25 protein-coding genes are annotated in these 24,801 nt (G+C 73.4%); 16 read left to right on the top strand and 9 right to left on the bottom strand.

Annotation, left to right across the window (positions count from 1 at the left end):
* Nucleotides 1–58: 58 nt before the first annotated feature.
* Nucleotides 59–589 carry a DoxX family protein gene (locus LG278_RS15485; RefSeq protein WP_404388241.1) on the bottom strand — a complete coding sequence of 177 codons (531 nt, stop codon included), beginning with the start codon at nt 587–589 and terminating at the stop codon, nt 59–61.
* Nucleotides 590–711: 122 nt separating this feature from the next.
* Between LG278_RS15485 and LG278_RS15480 the strand changes: the two genes are divergently transcribed.
* The 4 genes from LG278_RS15480 to rsrA all read left to right on the top strand — a co-directional run bounded on the left by LG278_RS15480 (nt 712) and on the right by rsrA (nt 3,300).
* Nucleotides 712–1,557, top strand: a complete 846-nt coding sequence (locus LG278_RS15480; RefSeq protein ID WP_404388240.1) for an SOS response-associated peptidase — start codon at nt 712–714, stop codon at nt 1,555–1,557.
* The gene (locus LG278_RS15475) at nt 1,554–2,192 is read left to right on the top strand and encodes an alpha/beta family hydrolase (protein ID WP_404388239.1); all 639 of its coding nucleotides are present in this window, start codon (nt 1,554–1,556) and stop codon (nt 2,190–2,192) included. The genes LG278_RS15480 and LG278_RS15475 overlap by 4 nt, the downstream gene beginning before the upstream one ends.
* A 125-nt stretch (nt 2,193–2,317) precedes the next feature.
* Nucleotides 2,318–3,013 carry a sigma-70 family RNA polymerase sigma factor gene (locus LG278_RS15470; RefSeq protein ID WP_404388238.1) on the top strand — a complete coding sequence of 232 codons (696 nt, stop codon included), beginning with the start codon at nt 2,318–2,320 and terminating at the stop codon, nt 3,011–3,013.
* Nucleotides 3,010–3,300, top strand: coding sequence for a mycothiol system anti-sigma-R factor (gene rsrA, locus LG278_RS15465; protein WP_404388237.1), 291 nt, complete (start codon nt 3,010–3,012; stop codon nt 3,298–3,300). Before LG278_RS15470 ends, rsrA begins: the two co-directional genes overlap by 4 nt.
* A gap of 100 nt (nt 3,301–3,400) precedes the next feature.
* On the opposite strand, the gene LG278_RS15460 is transcribed toward rsrA, so the two are convergent.
* Complete coding sequence (locus tag LG278_RS15460) at nt 3,401–3,475, bottom strand: 50S ribosomal protein bL37 (protein WP_369791897.1); 75 nt, start codon at nt 3,473–3,475, stop codon at nt 3,401–3,403.
* A gap of 443 nt (nt 3,476–3,918) precedes the next feature.
* Between LG278_RS15460 and LG278_RS15455 the strand changes: the two genes are divergently transcribed.
* The 3 genes from LG278_RS15455 to LG278_RS15445 all read left to right on the top strand — a co-directional run bounded on the left by LG278_RS15455 (nt 3,919) and on the right by LG278_RS15445 (nt 7,875).
* Nucleotides 3,919–5,229, top strand: a complete 1,311-nt coding sequence (locus LG278_RS15455; RefSeq protein ID WP_404388236.1) for an HD-GYP domain-containing protein — start codon at nt 3,919–3,921, stop codon at nt 5,227–5,229.
* Nucleotides 5,226–6,536: an HD-GYP domain-containing protein gene (locus LG278_RS15450; protein ID WP_404388234.1), complete on the top strand. Its 1,311-nt coding sequence runs from the start codon at nt 5,226–5,228 to the stop codon at nt 6,534–6,536. Before LG278_RS15455 ends, LG278_RS15450 begins: the two co-directional genes overlap by 4 nt.
* A gap of 166 nt (nt 6,537–6,702) precedes the next feature.
* Nucleotides 6,703–7,875 carry an NADP-dependent malic enzyme gene (locus LG278_RS15445; RefSeq protein WP_404388233.1) on the top strand — a complete coding sequence of 391 codons (1,173 nt, stop codon included), beginning with the start codon at nt 6,703–6,705 and terminating at the stop codon, nt 7,873–7,875.
* A 352-nt stretch (nt 7,876–8,227) separates the two neighbouring features.
* Here LG278_RS15445 and LG278_RS15440 read toward each other — a convergent pair whose 3' ends face one another.
* The 3 genes from LG278_RS15440 to LG278_RS15430 are packed head-to-tail and all read right to left on the bottom strand — an operon-like array spanning nt 8,228 to nt 10,235.
* Nucleotides 8,228–8,851 carry an energy-coupling factor transporter transmembrane component T family protein gene (locus LG278_RS15440; RefSeq protein ID WP_404388232.1) on the bottom strand — a complete coding sequence of 208 codons (624 nt, stop codon included), beginning with the start codon at nt 8,849–8,851 and terminating at the stop codon, nt 8,228–8,230.
* The gene (locus tag LG278_RS15435) at nt 8,848–9,591 is read right to left on the bottom strand and encodes an energy-coupling factor ABC transporter ATP-binding protein (protein ID WP_404388231.1); all 744 of its coding nucleotides are present in this window, start codon (nt 9,589–9,591) and stop codon (nt 8,848–8,850) included. The genes LG278_RS15440 and LG278_RS15435 overlap by 4 nt, the downstream gene beginning before the upstream one ends.
* Nucleotides 9,591–10,235, bottom strand: coding sequence for a biotin transporter BioY (locus LG278_RS15430; RefSeq protein WP_404388230.1), 645 nt, complete (start codon nt 10,233–10,235; stop codon nt 9,591–9,593). Before LG278_RS15430 ends, LG278_RS15435 begins: the two co-directional genes overlap by 1 nt.
* 52 nt (nt 10,236–10,287) lie before the next feature.
* On the opposite strand from LG278_RS15430, the gene LG278_RS15425 reads away from it, so the two are divergent.
* Nucleotides 10,288–11,259, top strand: coding sequence for a zinc-binding dehydrogenase (locus LG278_RS15425; RefSeq protein WP_404388229.1), 972 nt, complete (start codon nt 10,288–10,290; stop codon nt 11,257–11,259).
* 34 nt (nt 11,260–11,293) lie between these two features.
* Here LG278_RS15425 and LG278_RS15420 read toward each other — a convergent pair whose 3' ends face one another.
* Together LG278_RS15420 and cofD are read right to left on the bottom strand one after the other, a co-directional pair.
* Nucleotides 11,294–12,436 (bottom strand): coenzyme F420-0:L-glutamate ligase, encoded by a 1,143-nt coding sequence (locus LG278_RS15420; protein ID WP_404388228.1) that lies wholly within the window; start codon nt 12,434–12,436, stop codon nt 11,294–11,296.
* Nucleotides 12,433–13,452, bottom strand: a complete 1,020-nt coding sequence (cofD, locus tag LG278_RS15415; protein WP_404388226.1) for a 2-phospho-L-lactate transferase — start codon at nt 13,450–13,452, stop codon at nt 12,433–12,435. Before cofD ends, LG278_RS15420 begins: the two co-directional genes overlap by 4 nt.
* A 247-nt stretch (nt 13,453–13,699) precedes the next feature.
* Between cofD and LG278_RS15410 the strand changes: the two genes are divergently transcribed.
* From LG278_RS15410 to LG278_RS15400, 3 genes are all read left to right on the top strand, one after another.
* Complete coding sequence (locus LG278_RS15410) at nt 13,700–13,966, top strand: WhiB family transcriptional regulator (RefSeq protein WP_404388225.1); 267 nt, start codon at nt 13,700–13,702, stop codon at nt 13,964–13,966.
* Nucleotides 13,967–14,036: 70 nt separating this feature from the next.
* On the top strand, nt 14,037–17,258 hold the full coding sequence (locus LG278_RS15405; protein ID WP_404388223.1) for a glycosyltransferase family 2 protein: 3,222 nt from the start codon (nt 14,037–14,039) through the stop codon (nt 17,256–17,258).
* Nucleotides 17,255–18,733, top strand: a complete 1,479-nt coding sequence (locus LG278_RS15400; protein ID WP_404388222.1) for a DUF5719 family protein — start codon at nt 17,255–17,257, stop codon at nt 18,731–18,733. Before LG278_RS15405 ends, LG278_RS15400 begins: the two co-directional genes overlap by 4 nt.
* Nucleotides 18,734–18,970: 237 nt before the next feature.
* Here the strand turns inward: LG278_RS15400 and LG278_RS15395 are convergent, their stop codons facing one another.
* Nucleotides 18,971–19,342 carry a hypothetical protein gene (locus LG278_RS15395; protein ID WP_404388220.1) on the bottom strand — a complete coding sequence of 124 codons (372 nt, stop codon included), beginning with the start codon at nt 19,340–19,342 and terminating at the stop codon, nt 18,971–18,973.
* A 126-nt stretch (nt 19,343–19,468) separates the two neighbouring features.
* Nucleotides 19,469–19,903, bottom strand: a complete 435-nt coding sequence (locus LG278_RS15390) for a metallopeptidase family protein (RefSeq protein ID WP_404388218.1) — start codon at nt 19,901–19,903, stop codon at nt 19,469–19,471.
* A 94-nt stretch (nt 19,904–19,997) separates the two neighbouring features.
* Between LG278_RS15390 and LG278_RS15385 the strand changes: the two genes are divergently transcribed.
* The 5 genes from LG278_RS15385 (at nt 19,998) to LG278_RS15365 (ending at nt 24,791) form a co-directional block, all read left to right on the top strand.
* Nucleotides 19,998–20,429 carry a DUF3499 domain-containing protein gene (locus LG278_RS15385; RefSeq protein ID WP_404388217.1) on the top strand — a complete coding sequence of 144 codons (432 nt, stop codon included), beginning with the start codon at nt 19,998–20,000 and terminating at the stop codon, nt 20,427–20,429.
* Nucleotides 20,430–20,467: 38 nt separating this feature from the next.
* Entirely contained in the window at nt 20,468–21,940 is a 1,473-nt protein-coding gene (locus tag LG278_RS15380; protein WP_404388215.1) for a phosphomannomutase/phosphoglucomutase, read from the top strand.
* Nucleotides 21,937–22,158 (top strand): Trm112 family protein, encoded by a 222-nt coding sequence (locus tag LG278_RS15375; RefSeq protein WP_404388213.1) that lies wholly within the window; start codon nt 21,937–21,939, stop codon nt 22,156–22,158. Before LG278_RS15380 ends, LG278_RS15375 begins: the two co-directional genes overlap by 4 nt.
* A gap of 12 nt (nt 22,159–22,170) precedes the next feature.
* Complete coding sequence (locus LG278_RS15370) at nt 22,171–23,319, top strand: SIS domain-containing protein (RefSeq protein ID WP_404388211.1); 1,149 nt, start codon at nt 22,171–22,173, stop codon at nt 23,317–23,319.
* Between the two features lie 71 nt (nt 23,320–23,390).
* Nucleotides 23,391–24,791 carry a mycothione reductase gene (locus tag LG278_RS15365; protein WP_404388209.1) on the top strand — a complete coding sequence of 467 codons (1,401 nt, stop codon included), beginning with the start codon at nt 23,391–23,393 and terminating at the stop codon, nt 24,789–24,791.
* The last annotated feature ends 10 nt before the right edge of the window (nt 24,792–24,801 follow it).

Here is a 24,801-nt window from a genome sequence, read left to right as displayed (position 1 = left end):
GTGCGCGGGCTGCCCGTCCGGGCCGGGACGGGTCGTGGGCGGCGCGGCGGGACTCAACTCAGCTCACGACGTCCTTGGCCTGGTGGGCGAGCAGCCGGGCCTCGCGCGACGCGGCGCGCTTGGCGTGGCGGGCCTCCCGGCGCGTGACCTTGCCCGCGTGCTGCGCTCGCCACACGAGTCCGGGCCGTCCCTCGGTGTCGACGGCCGCGAGCAGCAGGCCGCCGAGGAGCCCGACGTTCTTGAAGAAGAGGCTGCGCGACTGGGCCTTGAGGTCGGGGTCGGTCTCGTCCCAGAAGGCGTGGTCGATCGCCGTCGTCGGGATGATCGACGCGGCCAGCACCGTCGAGGCGAGCCGGGGCATCCGGCCGGTCGCGAGCAGGACGCCACCACCGAGCAGGGCCGCGCCGTTGACGCGGACGAACAGGTCGGGGTCCTTCGCTGCCGACTGGGCACCCGGCACCTGGTCGGGCACCTTGCCGAGCAGCTGCGCGGCCTGCTGGCTGCGCAGGCCGGGGTGGCGCAACGCGTCGATGCCCGCGGCGACGAAGACAGAGGCGAGCAGGGGACGGGCGAGACGGCGGACGATCATGGGACTTCCTCCTGGATCGGTGGGGACCTACGTTATCGACATACCCCGGCGCGTGATCACCGCGCCCGTCAATGGCCGCGCGGCCCCGGGCGACGTCAGCCCCGCGGCATACGCTGGGCTCCATGTGCGGGAGGTATGCCGCGAGCGCGCGGCCCGACGAGCTCATCGAGGCCTTCGACGTCGACGAGGACCACACCGACGAGCCCGCGCGCAGCGTCCTCAAGAGCCCGCAGAGCCCCCCGGCGGGGGAGCCCGACTGGAACATGGCGCCCTCGAAGCAGGCACCCGTCGTCCTCACCCGTCGCCCCCGCGGCGACGCCGGGGCCGACGACCTCGCCGATCCCACCCGCCAGCTCCGGCTGCTGACGTGGGGACTCGTGCCCGCGTGGTCCAAGGACGTCACGACCGGATTGCGCATGACCAACGCCCGGGCCGAGTCCGTGCTCGGCAAGGGCGCCTTCGCCAAGGCGGCGCTCTCGCGCCGCTGCATCGTCCCCGCCGAGGGGTGGTACGAGTGGCAGGTCTCGCCCACCGCCCTCGACGCCAAGGGCAAGCCGCGCAAGCAGCCCTTCTTCATCCACCGCGCCGACGGCGCCCCCGTCGCCTTCGCAGGCCTCTACGAGTTCTGGCGCGACCGCGAGCTGCCCGACGGTGACCCGGCCGCCTGGCTCACGACCTTCACGATCATCACGACGGCGGCCGACCCCGGCATGGACCGGATCCACGACCGCCAGCCACTCGTCCTCGAGCCCCAGCAGTGGGAGCACTGGCTCGATCCCGACGAGAAGGACCCCGAGGTCGTGCGCACCTTCCTCGAGTTCGCCGAGCCCGGCCGATTCGAGGCCCACCCCGTCGGTCGCGCGGTCGGCTCGACCCGCAACAACGGCCCGGCGCTGCTCGACCCGGCGCCCGCGGCAGAGCTCGACGGTGTCGTCGACCCGATGACGGGCGAGGTGATCGGGGCGTGAGCGGCGCACGGGAGATGGTCCGCGAGATCGCGACGCCCCAGGGACCTGCCCGGGCCCACGTATGCCGTCCGGTCAGGGCCGCGGGCACCGTCGTGCTCGGCCACGGGGCGGGGGGAGGGCTCGGCGCGCTCGACCTCGCCGTCGCCCGCGAGGTGCTCGTCGACCGGGGCTGGGCCGTCGTGGTCGTCGAGCAGCCCTGGCTCGTCGCCGGACGCAAGGTCGCCGGGCGGCCACCGACCCTCGACGAGGCCTGGGTGCCCGTCGTCGAGGCGCTCGTCAGCGGACGGGGCAGGCTGCCCCGCCCGCTCGTCGTCGGGGGTCGCAGCGCCGGCGCGCGGGTGGCGTGCCGCACGGCTGCCGAGCTCGAGGCGGATGCGGCGCTGCTCCTCAGCTTCCCGCTGCACCCACCCGGCCAGCCCGACAAGCTGCGCGCCCACGAGCTCGCCCTCGCGCCCGACCCGTCGTGGGTGGTGCAGGGCTCGGCCGACAGCTTCGGCACCCCGGCCGAGCTCACGGCATACCTCCCCGTCGGCACGACGCTGCTCGAGGTGCCGGGCGCGCACTCCTTCCCGCGCGGGTCGCGGCCGGCGCTCGTCGATGCTCTGACGCGAGTGGCGGGAATGCTCCCCGCGTAGGTGTCGTTGCATCCCACATGGCCCCCTGTCCCACGAGCGCACCCGAGCGCGCCACCCCCGCGGACCCCTCCACCGGGGCGGCAGCGCTCCTCGCCTCCCAGACAGCCGGACTAGGCTGGGGGGCGATGGCCAAGGACAAGACCCCAGACCCCACTGCCGCCGTGCGGCCGACGTCGTCGGGCATGCCGGACGACGCCAACGTCGATCTCGCGACCGAGACCGACGTCGAGCGCCGCGCCCGCTTCGAGCGCGAGGCGATGCCGCTGCTCGACCAGCTCTACAGCGCGGCCCTGCGCACGACGCGCAACCCGAGCGATGCCGAGGACCTCGTCCAGGAGACCTTCGCCAAGGCCTTCGCGGCGTTCCACCAGTACCGCCCCGGCACCAACCTCAAGGCGTGGATGTATCGCATCCTCACCAACACCTACATCAACAGCTACCGCAAGAAGCAGCGCCAGCCGCTCGAGGCCGACTCCTCCGACATCGAGGACTACCAGCTGGCGCGTGCCGAGTCGCACACGAGCGCGGGGCTGCGCTCGGCCGAGGCCGAGGCGCTCGACCACCTGCCCGACAGCGACGTCAAGCGGGCGCTGCAGCAGATCCCCGAGGAGTTCCGTCTCGCCGTCTACTTCGCTGACGTCGAGGGCTACTCCTACAAGGAGATCGCCGAGATCATGGACACCCCCATCGGCACGGTGATGAGTCGTCTCCACCGCGGTCGACGCCAGCTCCGCGAGCTGCTCGCGGACTATGCCGCGCAGCGCGGCTTCGTGGCGGCCGGCAGCGCAGGTGGAGCGGGCACGGAAGGACAGCGGTCATGATCGACGAGACGAGCGAGGGCGCGACGCGCAGCACCTCGGGCGCCGACTGCTCGGAAGCGCTCCTGCGGGTCTACGAGTACCTCGACGGTGAGCTCGGACCCGACGAGTGCGCCAAGATCCAGGCGCACCTCGACGAGTGCGGTCCGTGCCTCAAGGAGTACGACCTCGACACCACCCTCAAGGCGCTCGTCAAGCGGTCCTGCGAGTGCGAGCAGGCCCCCGACACCTTGCGAACGACGATCATGTCGCGCATCTCGATGACCGTGATCCGCGTCGACGGTTTCTGAGCACAGCACCGACGCACTCTCCGGCTGACCGGCCCGACCGTCGCCGGACACACGAAGGCCCGCCCCGTTTCCGGAGGCGGGCCTTTGGAGTGTCAGGAGCTCACGCGTTGGGCTTGCGGCCGTGGTTGGCGGCGTTGCCCTTGCGCGAGCGGCGCTTGCGGGCGCGCTTGCTCATCGTCGGCTCTTTTCGTCGGGTGCTGCGGTCAAAGGCCTATGGTCCCACATCCGGCGGCGCACGCCGAATCTCGGGGGTCAACCTTAAAATCTTGGTATAGAAGTGCCCGGTCGAGGGGGTCAGGGGGCGATTCGTGGCTGAGGGTTTGGCAGGCTGAGGCCCTAGACCCCCCCTTGCGTCCGTGCTGCGAGTGGCACGGATCCTTCTCCGTGTGCACGGTCAGGACGCAAGTCGTCGTTAGGAGACCCCATGTTCAGCGCCCTGCTGTCGGCCCTCGGAGATGGTGGCTTCACCACCCACGTGCTCGCCTTCCTTGCGAACACGTGGACGTGGGGCACCTGAGACCCCGACGCCCCGCCCTTCTCGGACCACCACGTCCCGTGCGCCCTCGTCCCTCCGGCCGAGGCTTGCGGGACATCGGCGTGCCCGCGCTTCAATAGCCTGTGACCACTCGCCCCGTGCAGCCGACGCCGTCGCGCTGGCTGCCTGCCTACATCGCCGCCGTCGTCGTGGCCGCCGTGGTGCTGGGGGCGCTGTCCTGGCAGTGGGGGCGGCGGCCCGACCTCGCGCCCCTGCTGCTGCTCTCGGCGATGGGCATCCTCAGCTTCCAGCTGCGCGAGCCGACCGTCACCTCGCGCATCGGCTTCTCGTTCCTGTCGATCATCCTGCTCGCGTCGGGGGCGATCCTCGGGCCCTTCGGCGCGTGGTGCGTGGGTCTCATCTCGGTCGTCATCGACCGCGACCCCAAAATGCGCTGGTTCCAGCGGGTCTTCAACGCTGCAATGACAGCGATCGTCGGGGTCGCCGGCGGGTGGGCCTATGCCTGGTCACGCGGGTCCGAGGACCTCGGCTCGCTCTCTGGTCTGACCGACATCGCGACCCAGCTCGGCCTCCCGCTGCTCATTGCGGACGTCGTGCAGTGCATCACCAACGCGCTGCTGCTCTCTGGGGTCATCCACCTCTTCCAGGGTGTGCCGTTCCTCGTCTTCCTGCGCAGGGTGCTCGTCAGCTCGGGCGTGGCCTACGTAGGCTACGGCGCCATCGGCTTCCTCTTCGTCATCCTGTGGTTCCCGGCAGACCTGGGGCCGTTCAGCGCCGTCCTCATCCTCGCTCCGCTGCTGGCCGCGCGGTGGGCCTTCATCCAGTTCGGTGACGAGCTGCGCTCGCACGAGCGGACGGTGGACACGCTTGTCACGGCGCTCGCCACCAAGGACCCCACTGCCGCGGACCGGAGCCTGCGCGTCGCCCGGCTCGCCGAGTGGGTCGCCGAGGAGATGGGACTCGGGCCCAGCCAGATCGGCACCGTGCGCTATGCGGCGATGCTGCACGAGATCGGTCACCTCGGCGTGCCGACGCGACTGCTGCGGCGGCCACGGAGCTCGCTCAGCGCCGCCGAGCGTCGGGTCGTCGACCGCCACTGCGTGCTCGGGGCGCGGATGATCGAGGGCATCGACTTCCTCGAGCCCGCCCGGTCGGGCATCCGCCACCAGGGGGAGCGCTTCGACGGCCGCGGCTCGCCCGACGGCCTCTCCGGCCAGGCGATCCCGGTGGTCGCGCGAGTGCTGGCCGTCGTCACGGCGTTCGAGGACATCGTCGGTCGCGGTGGTCACGAGCCCCTGTCGCGCGGCAGGGTCGTGGCCACGCTCTCGCACGACGAGGGCCGCTTCGACCCGGCCGTGCTGATGGCGCTCAGTGCAGCCCTCGACAAGCACGGGCCCGCAGCGGCGGTCATCGTGGCAGGGGATCGGACATGAGCCGCAGCACGCGTTCCGAGATGGTCGCCCTCGTCCTTGGGGTCGTGATCCTCGTGGTCAGCATCGTCGCCGCGCAGGCGGCCGGGGACTTCCCGGGGTGGGGGAGCGGCGCGAGCCTCGGCCTGCTCGCCGCGTCCGCACTCACCATCGCCCTCGGCGAGTGGCTCCAGATCTCGGCGCCCGGACTGCGCGGAGCGGCGCCGCTCGCGACCGCCAGCGCCTTCGGGCTCTGCTTCATCGTCGAGGTGCCCGGGAGCCAGCCCATCACCTACGCGGCGGCCGTCGTGATCGGCGTGACCGCGGTGGCAACGGCCGTCGGGGTCGGGGCGCGGCTCGCGGCCCGCCACGGTGTCAGCTTCGTCGAGGTGACGGGGCGCCTGGTCGCCGTCGTCGTCGTGGCGCTGCTCTACCGCACCGTCCACCTCGGGCAGGCACCCGGCTCGACGGTCATCGACTCGGGGCAGCCGCCGTGGCGCGACGCCATCACCATGCTGGCGATCGCGGCCGTCGGCCTGTTCGCCGACGTGGCCCTCACGGCGGCGCTGCGTCGGCTCTCCGCAGGCGCAGGCCTGCGACGCCTCGTCGCCGAGGAGCTCGTGTCGTCGGTGGCGCTGTCGACGCCGGTCGCCGTCACCGGCGTGCTCATCGCGCTCGCGGCCCCCACGCTCGGCATCGCGGCCCTGCCGCTCTTCCTCGTGCCTCTCGTGCTCACGCTCTTCGCCTTCCGGCGCTACGTCAGCATCCGGGCGACCTACCTCCAGAGCATCCGCACCCTGTCACGCCTCACGGATGCCGCGGGCTACACACCTGCCGGGCACTCCGAGCGCGTCGCCGACCTCTCGCTGCGCGTCGGGCGGGAGCTCGCGCTGCCGGAGCGCGAGATGCTCGACCTGGAGTATGCCGCCCTGCTGCACGACATCGGCCAGGTGGCCCTCGTCGAGCCGATCCCCGGCGGCGCCACCGTGCTGGCCGCGCCGGCCGACCAGCGGCGCATCGAGGCCGACACCGTCGCGATCGTGCGCGAGACCGGTGTCCTCGAGGGGGTCGCCCGCATCCTCGAGCACCAGACGACGCCCTACCGGCAGGTGCGTGAGCTCGGAGAGGAGATCCCGCTGACGAGCCGCATCATCAAGGTCGTCAACGCCTACGAGGACCTCAACCGGGGGGCCCGGGGCCGCCGCTCCCGCGACGCCGCCCTCGAGCGGATCTACCTCGGTCTCGGCTACGAGTACGACCCACGCGTCGTCGATGCCCTGTTGCGCGTGCTCGACGTCGCCCCTCACCACAGCGACCAACCTCCCACCTGAGACGCCGGTCACTCCGAAATGCCTTGAGCCAGCACCGGCCCCGTGCGACGATGGCCGCTCGGGCAACCCCCGTTACGCGAGAACGACCTTGCAGGCATGACCCCGGCATGGTTCCACCAGTCAGGGCGCCTGCCCTTCTCCGTCACGCGAACGAGGTGTTCCAGCCATGAGTGCGTTGCCCACCCATCAGCTCTTCGACCCACGCGACCCGGTCTTCGTCGTGCACGAGGGCGGCAAGCTCGCGGTGCACGCCACGTCGGAGCTGCGCGACGCAGCCGACCTCTCCCTGCTCTACACGCCCGGGGTCGCCGACGTCTCCCGCGCGATCGCCGTCGACCCGTCCCTGGCCGACGTCTACACGAGCCGCCGCAACACCGTCGCCGTCGTCAGCGACGGCACCGCCGTGCTCGGTCTGGGAGCCGTCGGGCCGCTGGCGGCGATGCCGGTCATGGAAGGCAAGGCGGTGCTCTTCAAGCACTTCGCCGACGTCGACGCCGTGCCGGTGTGCATGGAGACCGGCACCGTCGAGGAGATCGTCGAGGCCGTCGTGCGCATCGCACCGACCTACGGCGGCATCAACCTCGAAGACATCTCGGCCCCGCGGTGCTTCGAGATCGAGCGCCGGCTCAAGGAGCGGCTCACCATCCCGGTCTTCCACGACGACCAGCACGGGACCGCCATTGTGGCCCTGGCCGCCCTGCTGGGCGCCGTGCGGGTCGTCGAGAAGAGGCTGGGCGAGCTCACCGTCGTCGTGGCAGGGGCGGGCGCGGCGGGCGTCGCCGTGACGAGCATCCTGCTCGCGGCAGGCGTGGGCGATGTCATCGTCACCGACTCCCGCGGGGTGCTCGGCCCGGACCGTGCCGACGAGGCCGGACTGCCGGTGCACAAGGCCGACCTCGTGCGTGACACCAACTCCGGGGGCGTCACCGGCACGATCGGAGAGGCTCTCGAGGGCGCCGACGTGCTCATCGGGGTCTCCGGTGGCACCGTCGCAGAGCGTGACCTCATGAGGATGGCACCGCGGGCGATCATCTTCGCGCTCGCCAACCCCGACCCCGAGGTGCACCCCTCCGTGGCGCGGCGCTTCGCCGAGGTGGTGGCGACGGGACGCTCCGACTTCCCCAACCAGATCAACAACGTGCTCGCCTTCCCCGGCATCTTCCGGGGGGCCCTCGACTCGGGCGCTCGCGCCATCACGGAGGAGATGAAGCTCGCGGCGGCGCACGCCATCGCGAGCCTCACCCCGCACCCGACCGCCGAGCAGATCGTGCCGAGCGTCTTCGACGAGCGCGTGGCACCCGCCGTCGCGGCCGCGGTGGCGCGCCACGCCCCCCGCTGAAGCTCGAGTGCTCACTTCCTGACGGGGTGTCCGGCCCTTCGCCGGCGTTGGGCCACGTCGAGAAGTGGGCACTCGACTCACGCTGCTGGTCGAGTGCTCACTTCCGGACAGGGAGTCCTGCCCGGCACCGGCGTTGGGGCATGTCGAGAAGTGGGCACTCGACTCGCGCTGCTGGTCGAGGGCTCACTTCCGGACAGGGAGTCCTGCCCTTCGCCGGCGCTGGCGCACGTCGAGAAGTGGGCACTCGACTCGCGCTGCTGGTCGAGGGCTCACTTCCTGACGGGGTGTCCGGCCCGGTGCCGGCGTTGGGGCATGTCGAGAAGTGGGCACTCGACGTGGGTGGGCTGAGGCGTCAGGGGTGCTGGGCGGGATCGGTGAGGCCGCGTGCCGCCAGCGCCTCACCGGTCGCTCGGCCGTAGGCGACGACCTGCAGGACGGTCGGCACGACCAGGGCGCGGGGGTTGCGCTCGAGGCCCCGGGCCCGCGCGGAGTCGCGCACCACGCCGAAGGCGCCGGCCACCCACGGCACCGAGCGCAGGACTACCGCCAGGGTGAGGGCGACGACCTCGGGGTCGACCCAGCGCGAGACCGGTCGGGCGCCGTGCACGACGGCGTCGAGCATCGTCGTGACCGGCGTCGTCGCCGTGAGCAGTCCCGCCGCGACGAAGGCGGTGGCGATGCCGAGGACGACGCGAGCGGCATACGCCGGACCCACCGCCCACCACTGGAAGGCCCCGAGCACGACGAGCACCGGCGCGAGGGCACGGAGCGACCGGAGCAGCCGCGACAGCGGCACGCGAGCCGTGGCGGCCACGACGAGGAGGGCGGCGAGGACCACGGCGAGAGGCAGGGGAGTGCGCACCCACCACGGCAGCAGGCCGATGACGATGACCCCGATGAGCTTGGCCCCGAAGGGAGTCCGGTGCAGCCACGAGTCGCCGACGACGTGCGAGGTGAACAGGCCCGGGTCCCTCACGACGCGCTCACCGACCGGCGGTAGTGCTCCACGGCCACAGCCGGCGCGCCGTCGAACACGACGGAGCCGTCCTCGATGACGAGGGTGCGGTCGGCGTCGAGCGCGAGTTCGAGATCGTGGGTCGCCGTCACGACGGACTGGGGCAGCGTGGCGACCAGGCGTCGCATCGCGATGGTGTTGCGCAGGTCGAGCAGGGTGGTGGGCTCGTCGAGCACGAGGAGGCGCGGCTCGGTGGCCAGCACGACGGCGAGCGCCATGAGCTGGCGCTCGCCCCCGGACAGCTCGTGGACGGAGCGGTCGGCCAGCGCCGTGAGCCCGAAACGCTCGAGGACGACCTCGGCGGCCCGCCGCCGCTCGGAGCGTGACCGGTGGACGCGCCGCAGCGACAGCTCGACGTCCTCACGGCCCGTCGGCATGACGAGCTGGGCGATCGGGTCGGTGAAGGCGAAGGCCACCCGGCGGCGCACGTCGGCGCCGTGTCGCGCCGTGTCGAGGCCCTCGACGCGCACCGACCCGCTCGTGGGCAGCACGAGGCCGTTGAGCAGCCGCAGGAGGGTCGACTTGCCCGACCCGTTGGCGCCGATCACGGTGATGCGCGCCTCGCGCAGCGTGAGGTCGAGCGGTCCGAGCAGCGTGCGCCGGCCCGCGCCCGCGTCGAGCGGCACCGAGACCGTCGCACCGGCGAGCACGACCTCCGGGCGGGGCCGGCCCGGCTCGGCGGTATGCGGCTCGGCGGGCATCAGCGGCGCGTGACCCTCCGCACGAGCACGTCGGGGAAGGCCCGGTGCACCGCCGCCGCGGCCACGGCCGCCACGAGGCCCTTGAGGACGTCACCGGGCAGGAAGGGCAGGTCGACGGCGAGGGCGGCCGAGAACGACAGCTTGGCGTTGATCATGAGCCCGGCGATGCCGAGGGGGTGGATGACGAGCAGGGTCGTCAGGAGCGTCGCGACGAAGAAGAGCGGCGCCCACCAGGCACGCCGGGAGCGCCGCAGCACCGACCGGCTCGCGAGCCCGAGCACGAGGGCGGCGACGGCGAACGACACGAGGTAGCCGGCCGTGGGTCCGGCGAGCACCTGCAGCCCGGACTGGCCCCGGCTGAAGACGGGCAGCCCGACGAAGCCGATGAGCAGGTAGAGCAGCACGGCTGCCGTGGCACGGCCGGGCCCGAGCACGAGACCGGTGAGCATGACGGCGAGGGTCTGCAGCGTGATCGGCACGCCGAGCGGACCGACGGGGATGCCCGGCACGACGGCGGCGGCGATGAGCAGCGCGGTGAAGACCGCGACGAGGCCGACCGACTGCGCATCGAGCCCCCGGCCCCGGCCCCGGAGGTCGGCGGCGTCGGCGTCGGGCACGTCGTGGACACGGGTGGGGTCAGTCACGCCACGGACCCTATCGGGCGCTCCACCGGTGCCCGGTCACTATGGTGCTGGAATGCTCGCTGCCTACGCCGCCTCCCAGTCCGCCTCCGACCCGCTGTCGGGTCTCGTCGTCGGGGAGCGCCCCGACCCGCGGGCCCGCGAGGGCTGGACGGTCGTGCGGCTGCGGGCGGCCGCCCTCAACCACCACGACGTGTGGTCGCTCCGGGGCGTGGGCCTGCCGGCGGACCGGCTGCCCATGGTGCTCGGCTGTGACGGCGCCGGCGTCGACGAGGCAGGCAACGAGGTCATCGTGCATGCTGTCGTCGCGTCGGACGGCTGGCGCGGCGAGGAGACCCTCGACCCCCGCCGGACCCTGCTGTCCGAGCTGCACGACGGCACGCTCGCCGAGCAGGTCGTCGTGCCCTCGACCAACCTCGTGCCCAAGCCCGAGTCGATGTCGTGGGAGACCGCGGCGTGCCTCTCGACGGCGTGGCTAACGGCATACCGGATGCTCTTCAGCAACTCCGGTGTGCAGCCCGGCGGCACGGTGCTCGTGCAGGGCGCGGGGGGCGGCGTCGCGACGGCGCTCATCCAGCTCGGTGCAGCGGCGGGCTACCGGATGTGGGCGACCGCACGCGACGAGGCCAAGGGTGCCCGCGCGCTCGAGATCGGGGCCGACCGGGTGTTTGCCTCGGGGGAGCGGCTGCCCGACCGTGTCGACGCCGTCATGGAGACGGTCGGCGCGGCCACGTGGTCGCACTCGGTCAACGCCCTGCGGCCCGGTGGCACGATCGTCATCTCCGGCGCCACGTCGGGTGACGCTCCCGCCAAGGCCGAGCTGACGAAGATCTTCTTCAAGCAGCTGCGGGTCGTCGGGTCGACGATGGGCTCGCAGCAGGAGCTGGCCCAGCTGGCCCGGCTGGTCGTGCAGGCCGGCATCGAGCCGGTCATCGACTCGGTGCGGCCCCTCGCCGAGGCGCGTGACGGCTTCGCCCGCATGGTCGACGGCGACGTGTTCGGCAAGGTCGTCTTCACCGTCGGGTGAGCGCGGCCTCGCTGACCTGGCTGACCTGGCTGACCTAGCCGACGGGGCCGACCTGGGTGACCTGCACGACGACGGAGCAGCCGTCGGCCGCCGGCACCGCCGGATCACCCGCGAGCCCGTCGCACCACAGGGCGGCCTGCAGCCGCGCGACGAGGCGCCCCAGCTCGTAGGGGGAGTCGGCCCCGAGCGTCACGGACGCCTCTCCGACGTCTGCCGTCGCTTCGTCGTCGAGCGCCAGGGCCAGCCGCACGGCGCGGGCGACGGCCTCGGCCCGGGTCTCCGGGCCGACGGGTGGGATGCCGACCTCGAGGGCGAGGTCGCTGCCGGGCGGGGCCCCGAGGGCTGCTCGCACGGCCTCGACCCGGCCGTGGCCGAACCAGTCGTCCCGGCCGGTCCGCACGAGGTCGCGGGCGCCGGGGGGTGTGCCTCGCCGGTCGGTCGCCGCGCCTGCCGCCTCAGCAGCCGCCTCGTCCGCAGCCCCGTCAGGGGCCTCGCCTGTCACCTCCCGTGCCACGTCGTCGACGACGACGTCGGTGAGGCCGCGCACGACAGCCGCAGGCACGCCGAGGACCTTGCCCTTGACGAGGTCGGCGGCGGCCGCGATCTCATCGGCGAGGGCGCGCGCGGTCACCGAGAGGTCGCGCCCGTCGGCGTCGACGCCACCGCGCAGGTCGTCGAGCACGTGCAGCCCGTGCGCCCCGAGGGCGAAGTCGACCTGCCCCACCCGCCAGGGCCGTCCGGCCGTGTCGCTGAGCACGACCCCGAGCCTCACCCCGTGCCGTCGGGTGAGGGCGTCGTGGAGCTGCTCGCAGACCTGGTCGGGGTCGTGGGGGAGCAGCAGCAGCCCCCCGCGCTCCCCGGTGTTGCTCCCGTCGACGCCGGCCGCAGCCATCACCGGGCCCGCCTTGGCCTTGACGATGCGGGTCAGCCGGTCGCCGGCGCGGCGCTCGGCCACGACGCGGTCGGTCTCCCCGGCGACGACGCGCTCCCTGTCGACGTCATCGGTCACGAGCCCGAGTGCCTTGCTCGCCACCTTGCTCGAGACCACGACGACGTCACCGTCGAGCAGGGTGAGGCCGGACGCACGCAGACCGGCGTCGAGCAGGTCGGCGAGGTCGTCGCCGGGGCACACCTCTGGTATGCCGTGGAGCGGGGTGAGCGTGACGGTGCCGTTCACGCAGTGACCCGGCCCGCGCGGTCAGCACGCAACCGGAGCCCGAGGTCGAGCGCGGCGCCGGCGAGGTCGGCGGCGGCATCGACCGAGCTCATGAGCAGCGGCCGGTGCTCGACCTCGAGGCGCGAGCGAGTCGACGGCCGGCGGCCCTGCATGGGGTCGTGCTCGTCGACGAGCCAGCCGTCGAGGAAGTCCTCGTAGAGGCCCGCGACCCCGGCGCTGGTCTCCTCGACGCCGATCGCCCGCAGGCAGGCGTCGGCGTGGCCCCGGACCGGGCGGCCTCCGACGAGAGGGGAGACGCCGACGACCGGCGCCCGGGTGCCGCGCAGTGCGTCGCGCACCCCCGGCACGCCCAGGATGATGCCGATCGACACGACCGGGTTGCTCGGGGGCAGCAGGACGACGTCGGCCTCACGGATCGCCTCGAGCACCCCGGGGGCGGCCGTGGCCTGGTCGAGACCGGCGACGACGAAGCGGTCGACCGGCAGCGCGGCCTGGTGGCGGACCCACCACTCCTGGAAGTGGATGGCGCGCTGCTCGCCGTCCTCCTCGACGACGACGTGCGTCTCGACCGGGGTGTCGGTCATGGGCAGCAGCGTGACTCCGAGCTCGGGCAGGCCCCAGCGGGAGGAGAGGCGCGCGACGACCTCGCTGAGCGGCATACCGCGTCCGAGCAGCTGCGAGCGGTAGACGTGCGTCGCAAAGTCCTTGTCGCCCAAGGTGAACCACTGCGGCGTGGCGCCGAGGGCCGCGAGTTCGTCTGCGACAGAACGGGTCTCGTCAGCGCGCCCCCAGCCCTGGCCCTCGTGCACGCCACCCCCGAGGGTGTAGAGGATTGTGTCGATGTCGGGGCACACGCGCAGTCCGAAGAGGGTGATGTCATCGCCCGTGTTGCCCACGACGGTGATCCGGGTAGGTGCGTCGCTGGGAGCGGTCGCGGAGCGGTGCTCGAGGTGGCGGAGCAGTCCACGGAGGAAGCGGGCGCCGCCCACACCTCCGGCCAGGGCGGTGATGCGCATGCGCCGATCCTCTCAGCACGGCGGGCGGCCCACGTCGCCAGGGCTCTCGAGAAGTGAGCGAATATCACCTTCGGGCTTGACGTGAGGCGTATGACACGCATGTAATTTCATTGTTGTATTCGTCGGGGTCGGTTCCGTGGTGGTGCTGGTCGGTGCAGGTGGCCGGTTCGCTCCCACTCGGGGGAACGATGCCGAGGGATGCGGCAAGTGCTGACACACATGGAGAAGTCAGGGTCGAGGAGGGGTCATGCACGAGCTGTTGGTAGTCATACCGGAGACGGGTGCGGAGGAGGGTGAGCTCTCCTGGCAGGAGCGTTCGCTCTGCGCGCAGACGGATCCAGAGGCGTTCTTCCCCGAGAAGGGCGGTTCGACCCGCGAGGCCAAGAAGGTCTGCGTCGGATGCGAGGTGCGAGCCGAGTGCCTCGAGTACGCCCTCTCCAACGACGAGAGATTCGGCATCTGGGGCGGGCTGTCCGAGCGGGAGCGTCGCAAGCTGAAGAAGCGCGCGGTCTGAGCGTGTCGTGCCCCGGACCGTCGCGGTCCGGGGCGATGGTAGACCCGTGCCAGCCGAGCTCACCCGTGTCATGACCACCCCCGCAGGCGCGGGGGCGGCAGCCACGTCCGTCCTCCCCTCCACCGGACGTCCCGCTGCCGCCACGGTCGACGCGGTGCTCGTTGTGCGCGACGGCGCCGACTGGCTCCCGCAGTGTCTCGACGCGATAGCGGCCCAGCAGGTGCCGCCGACGCGCGTCGTCGTCGTCGACGTCGCGAGCACCGACACGTCGGTGGCGATCGCGCGAGCCCACCAGGGCGTGCGCCGCGTCGCTCCGTCCCTCGAGGTCGTGCGCATCGACGAGGACGTGCCGCTCGGCACCGCCGTCGCACGCGGCATCGAGGCGCTGCCCCTCGACGGCGACCCGGCCGACGCCTGGGTGTGGGTGCTGCACGAGGGCGCCGCGGCGACCCCGTCGACGCTGGCGCGCCTGCTCGCCCCCGGTCTCGGATCACGGTCCGTCGGCATCGCAGGTCCCAAAGTCGTCGCCTGGGACGACCCGCGTCGCCTCGTCGAGCTCGGCATCCAGGTCACCCACACGGGGCGCCGACTCGCCACCCCGGCGGTCGGCGAGGCCGACCAGGGGCAGTACGACGGACGCGAGGACGTGCTCGCCGTCAGCACCGACGGCATGCTCGTGCGCCGTTCGGTCTGGCACGACGTCGGCGGCTTCGACCGCAGCTTCCTCGAGCACGGCGCCGCCCTCGACCTCGGCTGGCGCACGCAGCTCGCCGGCCACCGGGTCGTCGTCGTGCCGGGAGCGGTCGTCCGCGACGCAGGCACCCGCCTCGGGTCGGGCGACGCGCCGCCCGCCGAGCATGCCGCAGCGCGCTCCGCCGAGCGGGCAGAGCGGCGCGCCCTGCGTCAGGTCGCGCTGGCCCGCTGCTCACCTCTTGCTGCGCCCTTCCTCGCCGGGTGGCTCGCGGTGTCGTCCGTCCTGCTCGCCCTGACGCTGCTCCTCGCCAAGCGTCCCCGCCTCGCCTGGCGCGAGCTGGCTGACGTCACCGCCCTTTTGCACCCGTTCGCCACCACCGGGGCCCGGTGGCGGGGCCGGCGGTCGCGGCGGCTGGGGCGCGGCGACCTCGGCACCCTCTTCGTGCCCCCGGGCGCCTCTGCGCGCACCGCCCTCGACCGCATCCACGACTCGGTGGTGCCCGACCGGCGCCCCGAGCTTCGACAGGCTGCCCCCACCACCGAGACGGGGCCGGCCACCGACGAGTCCGAGGCGCTCGGGGCCCTTCCCGTGTCGCTCGCGCGCCGCATCCTCGGCCATCCCGGCGTGCTCGCGGTCGGCACCGTGCTCGTGACCACCGCGATCGCCTGGCGCACCGCCCTCGGCGCGGGAGCCCTCTCCGCGTCCCACACCGGCCTGGCCGGTGGGGAGCTGCGGCCGGTGACGACCGACGCCTCCGGCCTGTGGAACGCGTTCCGCGACGCCTGGCACGGAGCCGGGCTCGGCACCGGCGTCGAGTCCGGCCCGCACCTCGCCGTGCTCGCAGGCCTCACCTGGGTCGCCGAGCGCCTCCCCGCGCTCGACGACAGCCGCTCGAGCGCCGGGGTCACCGTCGCCTGGCTGCTGCTGCTCGCCCCGGCGCTGTCGGCCTGGACCGCATACCTCGCTGGTCGGGTGGTGACCTCGTCCCGGGTTGCTCGTGGCATCGCGGCACTGGCCTGGGGCACGAGTGCCGTCGTCACCGCCGCGACCGCCGACGGTCGCCTCACGCTCGCCGTCGGCCACGTCCTGCTGCCCCTCGTGCTCGCCGGCCTCACCCTGGCGGCCCGCCGCGACGGCACATGGACCGCCACCTTCGCCACCGCCCTCGCTGCGGCCGTGCTCGGTGCCTTCGTGCCGCCTCTGCTCGTCGTCGTGCTCCTCGCCGCGCTCGTGCTCCTCGTCGTCGGCCCCGGCATGGCGCGGGGGCGCGCGCTCGTGCTGCTCCTCGTGCCCGTCGGCCTGCTCGGTCCGTGGGTCGCGCGTTTCGTCGACGACTGGCGGCTGCTGCTCTCGGGCCCCGGCCTGCTCGCCACCGGTGAGGGACCGGGCACCTGGCCCCTGCTGCTGACGCAGCCCGGGGCAGCCACGACGACGACGTGGCTGCTGGTGCCCGTCGTCGTGCTCGGCCTCGCCGGGTATGCCGTCCGCTCCCGGAGCCGTGCCGCGGCCCTCGGTCTCGTGGCCGGCGCCGTGCTCGCGCTCGTCGGGCTGGCGGCCGCCTTCGCCGCGGGCCGGGTCGTGCTCGGCTCGGCCGAGACGGGCGTCGGGGTGTCGGAGCCGGCCCACCTCTGGGCCGGCGTGGGTCTCGAGCTGTGGCTCGCCGGGCTGCTCGTCGGGGTGCTCGCCGGCAGCGCGCCCGTGCTCGCCGCCCTCCGCGGCCCCCGGCGGCGCTGGTCCTTCGCCGCCGCCGTCACCGTCGTCGCCGTGCTCGTCGCCGCCGTCGTCTCGGGCGCGGCCGTCTGGGCCGCCCGTGGCGCGAGCGACACCCTGAGCGTCGGTGAGGCGACCCTGCCGGCCGTGGCCGTCGAGCAGGGATCCGGTCCGCTTGCGGGCCGCCTGCTGCTGCTCAGGCCCTCTCCCGAGGTCGTCGACTTCGTCCTCGCCGGGCAGGAGCCGGGTGAGCTGCTGCGCGACCTCGACCGTCAGCCCGACGCCGACGACGACCCCCTCGTGGCGGCCGTCGCCGAGCTCGTCGGGGGGCGGGGCGCCGAATCCCTCGACGCGTCGTCGCTCGCCCGCCTCGGCATCGGCTTCGTGCAGGTGTCAGACCGCTCCGACTCGACGCTGACCCGTCGCCTCGACTCCGCCGAGGGACTCAGCCGCCTCGGATCCAGCGAGCAGGGCATCCTCTGGAAGGTGCAGCCGCTGCCCGCGGCCGCCGGCGCCCCCGCCGCGACCGCCCCGACGCGTGCCCGGCTCGTCGACGCCGCCGGCGCCCAGCTCGACGTCGTGCCGACGGTCGGCCCCCATGCCGCGATCGACACCGTGCTGCCGCCCGGTGCCGACGGGCGCCGTCTCGTCGTCGCCGAGCCCGCGCAGTGGGCCGACCACGCGGTCGTGACGCTCGACGGGCAGGTGCTCGCTCCCGTCGCGGGCACCGACCAGCCGACGTATGCCGTGCCAGCCGCAGGCGGCTCCCTGCGGGTCGACCTCGCCGCGGCCGACCCCTGGTGGCGTCTCGGACAGGCTGCCCTGCTCGCCTTCGTGGTCTTCATGGCGCTGCCCTTCGGCAACCGACGCTCGAGGAGGCGGGCATGAGCAGGGTCGGGCGTGCGGTGCGCGTCACCGCCCTCGCCGTCGTCGCAGCGGGCATCGCGGTCGGCGCGGCCCGCGTGCCCGGCACGATCGAGCTCGCGCCGTCACGCGACCAGGCGGGGCTGCCGCAGGTCTCGAGAGTGCTCGTCGACGAGGCCGTCCTCGCGTGTCCGGGGCAGCAGCGCCTCGGGGCCGCCGGGCTGCGTGACGTCCGCGGCGACGTGCGCCTCGGTGCGTCGGCGGCTCCGGCCGCCGCGCTGCGCGGCGCAGGGGTGACCCCTCCTCCGGGAGCGGGTCAGGTCGACCTCGAGAGTGGAGGCAACGGCGCCGTCGTCGCCACCGGCGCGACGGTGGACGGTCTCGTGGCAGCCGGGGTCACCACCACCGCGCCGGTCGTCGCGCGCGCGACGGGAGCGCTGGCGCCCGGACTCGTGGCCACCCAGGTTTGGCGACACACCGGCGACGACGACCGAGGCCTGGCCATCACCCCCTGTGGCCTGCCGGCGGCCGACGCGTGGCTCGTCGGCGGTGGACCGGGGGCCTCGCGCACCGAGCGCATCGTGGTGACCAACCCTGGCGCCAATGCGGTGACCGTGTCCTTCGACGTCTTCGGTCGCGGCGGTCCCGTGGCGGCAGCAGAGGGCCGCAGCGTCTCCATCCCGCCCCGCGAGCGCGCGGTGGTCTCGCTCGACGCACTGGCACCCGATGAGCCGGCGCCGGCCGTGCACGTCACCGCGACGGGCGGCGTCGTCTCCGCCGTGCTGTCCGACCAGTGGATCGACGGTGCGACCGCACGGGGCATCGACGACTCGGTGCCGGCAGCAGCCCCGGCCGCCACGCAAGTGCTGGCCGGCCTCGACGTGGCGGCCACGACCTCCCTACGGCTCGTCAACCCCACCACGGTGGGGGAGGCGCTCGTGCAGGTGACGGTGCTGACGGAGCAGGGCCCGAGCCAACCCGCCGAGCTGCGTGCCGTCCGCGTGCCACCGGGCGCCACCACCGACGTTCCCCTGGCCCTGCCCGCCGGCGCCTACGGACTGCGCCTGAGCTCCGACCGCCCGGTGACGGCCGCGGCCTGGACCGAGCGGCGGGCCACCACGGCAGACCAGATGGGTGACTTCGCCTGGTTGCCGGCCACGGCGGCGATCCGTGGGGTGGCCGGCGCCACGCTCCCCGCCCTGGATGCCAGCGCGCAGCGGTTGCTGCTCTCCGCCGGTGCGCAGGGTGGCAGCGTCGAGGTCCAGATCGCGACGGGCACCGAGCGGCGCACCGTCCCGGTCACCGTCAAGCCCGACTCGACGGCCGTCGTCGACCTGGGCCGCGCCGACCGCGTCTGGGTGGCGACCCGGGGTGGTGACGTGCGAGCGGCCGTGTCGGTCGTCGGTGCCGATGCGGGCGTGCCCCAGGTGGCCGCGGTGCCGCTCACGACGGCCCCCGTCACCTCCCTGTCGGTGCCGGTGCGCCAGGTCGGCAGCTGAGCGACGAGCTGCGGTCGGCGAGCAAGACACCCCTCTGAGGGCAGTGTCCTTCCGGGGTCAGGACCTGGTTGCACGGCACGCCACGCGCTGGGACTGGCCGTTGGACGGACCGAGGCACTCAACGCGCTTGTGGTGGGTCTTGCTCGTCGCCCGTGTGGTTGTGCCAGGCGGTGTCCTGGCTGGAGTACGTGTCGAGTGCGGACTTCCACAGGCGCTTGAGAACCCGAGCCATCGGGCCTAGATGAATGACGAACAGCAGGGGCCTCTGGGTCCACCGAGCCCCGTTGTTGACCCATTCGGCCTGGACACGGCTGCCGCCTCCAACCAGGGCGTCACGCGCGCGAAGCCCTGCCCGCCGCCGCCGTAGCTGCTCTCGGTGACGGTCCACCTCACGACGTCGGGATCGGACCAGTCGTAGCGCATGACCACCCAGAACGGCGATCCGGGGCTGCTTTCCTTGGCCACCGCCCACGTGTCCCCGCGGTCGCGCACCTCGTAGGTCTTGGGGTCCAGAGTGCGATGCCAGATCTGCAGGCGACGCTCCGAGAAGTCGGTCAACGCGCGACGCACCTGCGCCGGCGATGCCTTCGTCTCAAAGTCGAGCCGCATCCTCCCATTGCGCACCGGCTGCCCGGCAGAGTCCACAGAACGACGTCCCACGACCCATCAGGACCACGCCAGAACGAGCCATGCCGCCGTCGTCGGACACCGGACGAATCCGCCAGCAGAAACGCCCTAGTCCCCGAAGCCCGGGTCGAGCTCTTCGGGTGAGACCCCGAGCAGCCCCGCCACCTGCTCGGTGACGATGTCGGCGACGAGGGCAGCCACATCACGACGGTCGCTGACGCGGGTCTCGACCGGCCTGCGGTAGACCACGATGCGAGCCGGTCGTGATCCCGTCGCCGGGAAGAGCCGGCCGAGCGGCACCTCGCGGTGGTCCCAGGGGGCCGGCCCGCGAGGCACGTCCTCCACGGCGAACTCCACCGCGGGGAAGGCGCGCCCGCAGGTCGCCTCGAGGCGGGCGGCGGCGTCGAGCACGTAGTCGTCGAAGGCGTCGCGTCGACTCCTCATCACGGGCACGGGTGGCCACGCCACGGGACCGCGGTGGCCCCGTCCGTGCCGGTCGCGGCGCCGGACCGCCGGGGTGGGGCGCGGGGTGCTCGTGCTCACGACCTCACTCTAGGCTTCCGCGGTTCCTCCACGACCGGCGTGGTGTCGGCGTGGTGTCTCCGTGTCGTCCCCGGACGCGACTAGAGTCCCCGGCGTGGGTCTGACACGTGGGTGTTCCAAGACGGGGTGCAAGCGCCCGGCGGTCGCGACGCTGACCTACGCCTACGCCGACCGGGCTGTCGTGCTCGGTCCGCTCGCGACCTACGCCGAGCCGCACACCTACGACCTGTGCCGCGACCACGCCGAGCGCATGACGGCTCCACGGGGCTGGGAGGTCGTGCGCGTCGGTGGTGAGTACTCCGAGCCGGCCCTCGCCCCCGACGACCTGCTGGCGCTCGCCGATGCCGTGCGCGAGGCCGGCCGCCCCCGCGCGCAGCGTCCGCCGAGCGCCGCCGGCTCGCGCGACTCCGGTGCGCAGCGGGGTGAGGCCCGGGGTCAGGCTCGAGGTCAGGCCCGGGCCGAGGCGGAGTCCGGAGCCGTCGAGGCCGGGCGGCGCGGCCACCTGCGCATCCTGCGCGACTCCTGAGGTCCGCAGCGCCGGCCGTGACGGCTAGGGTGGCGCCCGTGCCCACCCTTGCAGAGTTCGTCAAGGCCTATGACGTGCGCGGCATCGTGCCCGACCAGCTGTCACCGCAGGTCGCAGAGGCCATCGGTGCAGCGTTCGCCGAGGTCGTCGCCATCCCCGACGGCAGTCCCGGCATCGTCATCGGGCACGACATGCGGCCCAGCTCGCCCGAGCTCTCTACGGCCTTTGCGGCCGGCGTGACCTCCCGCGGGGTCGACGTCATCCTCATCGGTCTCTGCTCGACCGACGGGCTCTACTACGCGAGCGGCGCGCTCGGCCTCCCCGGAGCCATGTTCACGGCCAGCCACAACCCGGCCCGCTACAACGGCATCAAGCTCTGCCGGTCCGGCGCGCGCCCGGTCGGGCAGGACTCCGGCCTTGCCGAGATCCGCGACCTCGCGCAGTGGATGCTCGACGGCGGCACCGGCCTGGCCGCACCGGTCGACGGTTCCGGCAGCGTCGAGTCGCGTGACCTGCTGGCCGACTACGCCTCCTTCCTGCGCGGCCTGGTCGACCTCTCGGGCATCCGCCCGCTCAAGGTCGTCGTCGACGCGGGCAACGGCATGGGCGGTCACACGGTGCCGGCCGTGCTCGGCACGGGGGCCGGCCTGCCCGAGCTCCCGCTCGAGATCGTCCCGCTCTACTTCGAGCTCGACGGCACCTTCCCCAACCACGAGGCCAACCCGCTCGACCCGGCCAACCTCGTCGACCTGCAGGCCGCCGTGCGCGAGCACGGCGCCGACATCGGTCTCGCCTTCGACGGCGACGCCGACCGCTGCTTCGTCGTCGACGGCGACGGGGAGCCGGTGTCCCCGAGCGCGATCACCGGACTCGTCGCGACCCGCGAGATCGCCCGCGCGCGGGCCGGTGGAGACGAGGAGGTGGCCGTCGTGCACAACGTCATCTCGAGCGCCGCGGTGGCCGAGATCGTGCGCGAGGCAGGCGCCCGACCGGTGCGCACCCGCGTCGGCCACTCCTTCATCAAGGCCGAGATGGCGCGCAACGGTGCGGTCTTCGGTGGGGAGCACTCGGCCCACTACTACTTCCGCGACTTCTGGTTCGCCGACACCGGCATGCTGGCGGCGCTGCACGTGCTCGCCGCACTCGGTGAGCAGCAGCGACCCCTCTCGCAGGTCTGCGACCGGTTCGAGCGCTACGTCGCCTCGGGTGAGATCAACTCCACGGTCACCGACCAGCAGGCCGTCATCGAGCAGATCGAGGCCTGGGCCCGCGGGCAGGCGGCCCGCACCGACGAGCTCGACGGACTCACCATCTCGTGCCCCGAGGGCACCGACCCGATGTGGTGGTTCAACGTGCGCGCCTCCAACACCGAGCCCCTGCTGCGGCTCAACGTCGAGGCCGCCGACCGTGAGACGATGGAGCGGCTTCGTGACGAGCTGCTCGCCCTGATCCGGGCCGACCGTGGCCCCGTCCCCGCCCCCGCCGACCCCGACGCAGGAGAAGCACCGTGAGCCAGACCCCGACCACCATCGAGCCGTGGCTGCGCGAGATCCTGCGCTGCCCGCAGTGCAAGGGTGAGATGACCGACGTCACGGGTGCAGCCCCAGAGGCCACTGCCGATTCGGCGTCCGGGGTCACCGAGCTGCAGTGCCCCGCCTGCGGGCTCGGCTACCCGATCGAGTCGGGCGTGCCCGTCCTGCTCGTCGACCTGGCCCGTCGGCTCGGCTGAGCCGCGGCACCGGTGTTCGACGAGGCCCGGCTCGACGACGAGGACGCCATCGCGGCCCTCGACCACAGCCTCACCCTGCGCGCGCTGGCAGGTGCCGGAGCCCAGGTGCGCATCGCCCTGCGAGCGGCCGAGGAGGCCGGCCTCGAGCGGCTGCGTGACGTCGAGCCGCGGGGCGTCGTCGTGGCCGCGGCCGGGGGCTCGGCCGCCGTCGCCGACATCTTCGTCGCCGCCGTGCGATCGGCAGCGGCCCTGCCGGTGCAGGCCTGCGCCTCGGGTCCGCTGCCGGGGTGGGTCGGAGCCCTGGACGTCGTCATCGCCGTCTCGCAGTCGGGTCGTGCGGCCGGGGCCCTGTCGATGGCGGCCGAGGCCGCCCGGCGCGGTGCCTTCATCGTCACGATCGGGGCCGCGGACTCCCCGCTCGCCGAGGTGAGCGCCAGGGCTCGCGGGGTGCACGTGCCCATCGCGGTGCCCGACACGACCTCGCGCACCTCGATGTGGGCCCAGGCGACACCCGCCCTGCTCGCGGCCGACGCCCTGGGTCTGGCGACGGTGGACCGGTCGAGCCTGCTCGCCGTCGCCGACGTGCTCGACGACTGCGCGACCGCCTGCCGCCCGTCGTCGGAGTCGTTCGTCAACCCGGCCAAGGTGCTCGCGACCGAGGTCGCCGAGTCGACGCCCATCGTGCTGGGCGAGGGCCCGTTCGGCGCGGTCACCGCGTGCCGGGCGGCCTCGATGTTCGGCCGCACCGGTCGGATGCCCGTCGCCTTCGGTTCTCTCCCCGACGGGGCCAGCCAGATCGTGGCGTGCTTCGACGGTCCGCTGGCCGGTGGCGAGGGCCGCCACGGGGCCAGCGACGACATCTTCGCCGACCCCTTCCTCGACGGCCCGACCCGCCCGCCGCTGCGGCTCATCATGCTCCGAGACACCTCCGAGGGCGCCGACCGCCGGCTCACCGACACCGTCGTGTCCGTCGCCGAGGACGCCGGCGTGCGGGTCTCGCTGGTCGAGGCCCCGGCGACCGACCCCGTGCTGCGCCTGGCCCACCACGTGGCCCTCACCGACTTCGCCGCCACCTACCTCGCCCTCGGCCAGGGCTACGACCCGTCGTCGTCCCCGCACGTGCGGCTGCTGCGCGGCGCCCGCGACGTCGGACCGTTCTGACGGTGCCTCGGGTGCCTTGGCGGCCTTGGGTGCCCGGGCGAGCCCGGCACGGCGGCACGTAGGCTGCCGGGGTGAGCGAGCAGACCCACCAGACCGAGCACTTCGACCTCGCCATCATCGGCACCGGCTCGGGCAACTCGCTCGTCACGCCCGACTTCGAGGGCAAGCGGGTGGCCGTCATCGAGGGGGGCACCTTCGGCGGCACCTGCCTCAACGTCGGCTGCATCCCGACCAAGATGTTCGTGTATGCCGCCGAGGTCGCAGCGAGCGCCCGTGACGCCGCGCGCTATGGCGTCGACGCGACCGTGCAGGGTGTGCGCTGGGCCGACGTGCGTGACCGTGTCTTCCAGCGCATCGACCCGATCGCCGAGGGCGGCAAGCGCTACCGGGTCGAGGGCCCGGGCACGACGGCCTTCCTCGGCCACGCCCGCTTCACCGGCGACCGCCGGCTCACGGTCGATCTCGGTGAGGCGGGGGAGCGCAGCCTCACCGCCGACCAGGTCGTCATCGCGGCGGGCGCCCACCCGGTGGTCCCTGACGTCGTTCGTGACTCGGGCGTGCCCTTCCACACCTCCGACACGATCATGCGCATCGACGACCTGCCCGAGCACCTCGTCATCATCGGCGGCGGCTACATCGGGGTGGAGATGGCCCACGTCTTCGCCTCCTTCGGGGTGCGCGTCAGTGTCGTCGCCCGAGGCCCGCTGCTCGTGCGCCACCTCGACGACGAGATCGCGAGCCGCTTCACGGCCCTGGCCCGTGACCAGTGGGACGTGCGCACCGGCACGACCGTGACCGCCGTCGCGCGGCACGGGGACGGCGTGCGGCTGCACCTCGAGGACGAGTCGGGCACCTCGGTCCTCGACGGCGACCTGCTGCTGGTCGCCACCGGACGCGAGCCCAACACGGCCGACCTGGGCGTGGCAGCGGGCGGCATCGAGCTGCACGACGACGGCCGGGTCGTCGTCGACGAGGTGGGCCGCACCAGCGCGCGCGGCGTGTGGGCCCTCGGCGATGTCAGCTCGCCCCACCAGCTCAAGCACGTGGCCAACGCCGAGGCCCGGGCCATTGCCCACAACCTCGTGCACCCCGACGACCTCTGGCTGCTGCCGCACGACAACGTGCCCGCCGGCATCTTCAGCCATCCGCAGGTCGCGACGGTCGGCCTCACCGAGCAGGAGTGCGTGGAGCGCGGCATCGCCCACGTCGGCTTCGTGCAGTCCTACGGCGACACGGCATACGGCTGGGCGATGGAGGACACCACGAGCGTCTGCAAGCTGCTCGCCGACCCGACCACCGGCCTGCTGCTCGGGGCGCACGTCATGGGTCCGCACGCGACGACCCTCATCCAGCCCCTCGTGCAGGCGATGAGCTTCGGTCAGACGGTGCACGACGTCGCGCGGGGGCAGTACTGGATCCACCCCGCCCTCGCCGAGGTCGTCGAGAACGCGTTGCTCGGCCTCGCGGTCTGAGAGCGGGCTG

Source organism: Humibacillus xanthopallidus, from assembly GCF_044793955.1.
Classification (GTDB): domain Bacteria; phylum Actinomycetota; class Actinomycetes; order Actinomycetales; family Dermatophilaceae; genus Humibacillus; species Humibacillus xanthopallidus_C.
The sequence above is the reverse complement of the archived record's forward strand: the minus strand, read 5'-3'. Positions and strand labels throughout refer to the sequence as shown.

Coding starts and splice junctions, on each gene's coding strand:
- LG278_RS15485 (WP_404388241.1), bottom strand. CDS start 589: ATGATCGTCCGCCGTCTCGCCCGTCCCCTGCTCGCCTCTGTCTTCGTC.
- LG278_RS15480 (WP_404388240.1), top strand. CDS start 712: ATGTGCGGGAGGTATGCCGCGAGCGCGCGGCCCGACGAGCTCATCGAG.
- LG278_RS15470 (WP_404388238.1), top strand. CDS start 2,318: ATGGCCAAGGACAAGACCCCAGACCCCACTGCCGCCGTGCGGCCGACG.
- rsrA (WP_404388237.1), top strand. CDS start 3,010: ATGATCGACGAGACGAGCGAGGGCGCGACGCGCAGCACCTCGGGCGCC.
- LG278_RS15450 (WP_404388234.1), top strand. CDS start 5,226: ATGAGCCGCAGCACGCGTTCCGAGATGGTCGCCCTCGTCCTTGGGGTC.
- LG278_RS15445 (WP_404388233.1), top strand. CDS start 6,703: ATGAGTGCGTTGCCCACCCATCAGCTCTTCGACCCACGCGACCCGGTC.
- LG278_RS15435 (WP_404388231.1), bottom strand. CDS start 9,591: ATGCCCGCCGAGCCGCATACCGCCGAGCCGGGCCGGCCCCGCCCGGAG.
- LG278_RS15425 (WP_404388229.1), top strand. CDS start 10,288: ATGCTCGCTGCCTACGCCGCCTCCCAGTCCGCCTCCGACCCGCTGTCG.
- cofD (WP_404388226.1), bottom strand. CDS start 13,452: ATGCGCATCACCGCCCTGGCCGGAGGTGTGGGCGGCGCCCGCTTCCTC.
- LG278_RS15410 (WP_404388225.1), top strand. CDS start 13,700: ATGCACGAGCTGTTGGTAGTCATACCGGAGACGGGTGCGGAGGAGGGT.
- LG278_RS15405 (WP_404388223.1), top strand. CDS start 14,037: ATGACCACCCCCGCAGGCGCGGGGGCGGCAGCCACGTCCGTCCTCCCC.
- LG278_RS15400 (WP_404388222.1), top strand. CDS start 17,255: ATGAGCAGGGTCGGGCGTGCGGTGCGCGTCACCGCCCTCGCCGTCGTC.
- LG278_RS15395 (WP_404388220.1), bottom strand. CDS start 19,342: ATGCGGCTCGACTTTGAGACGAAGGCATCGCCGGCGCAGGTGCGTCGC.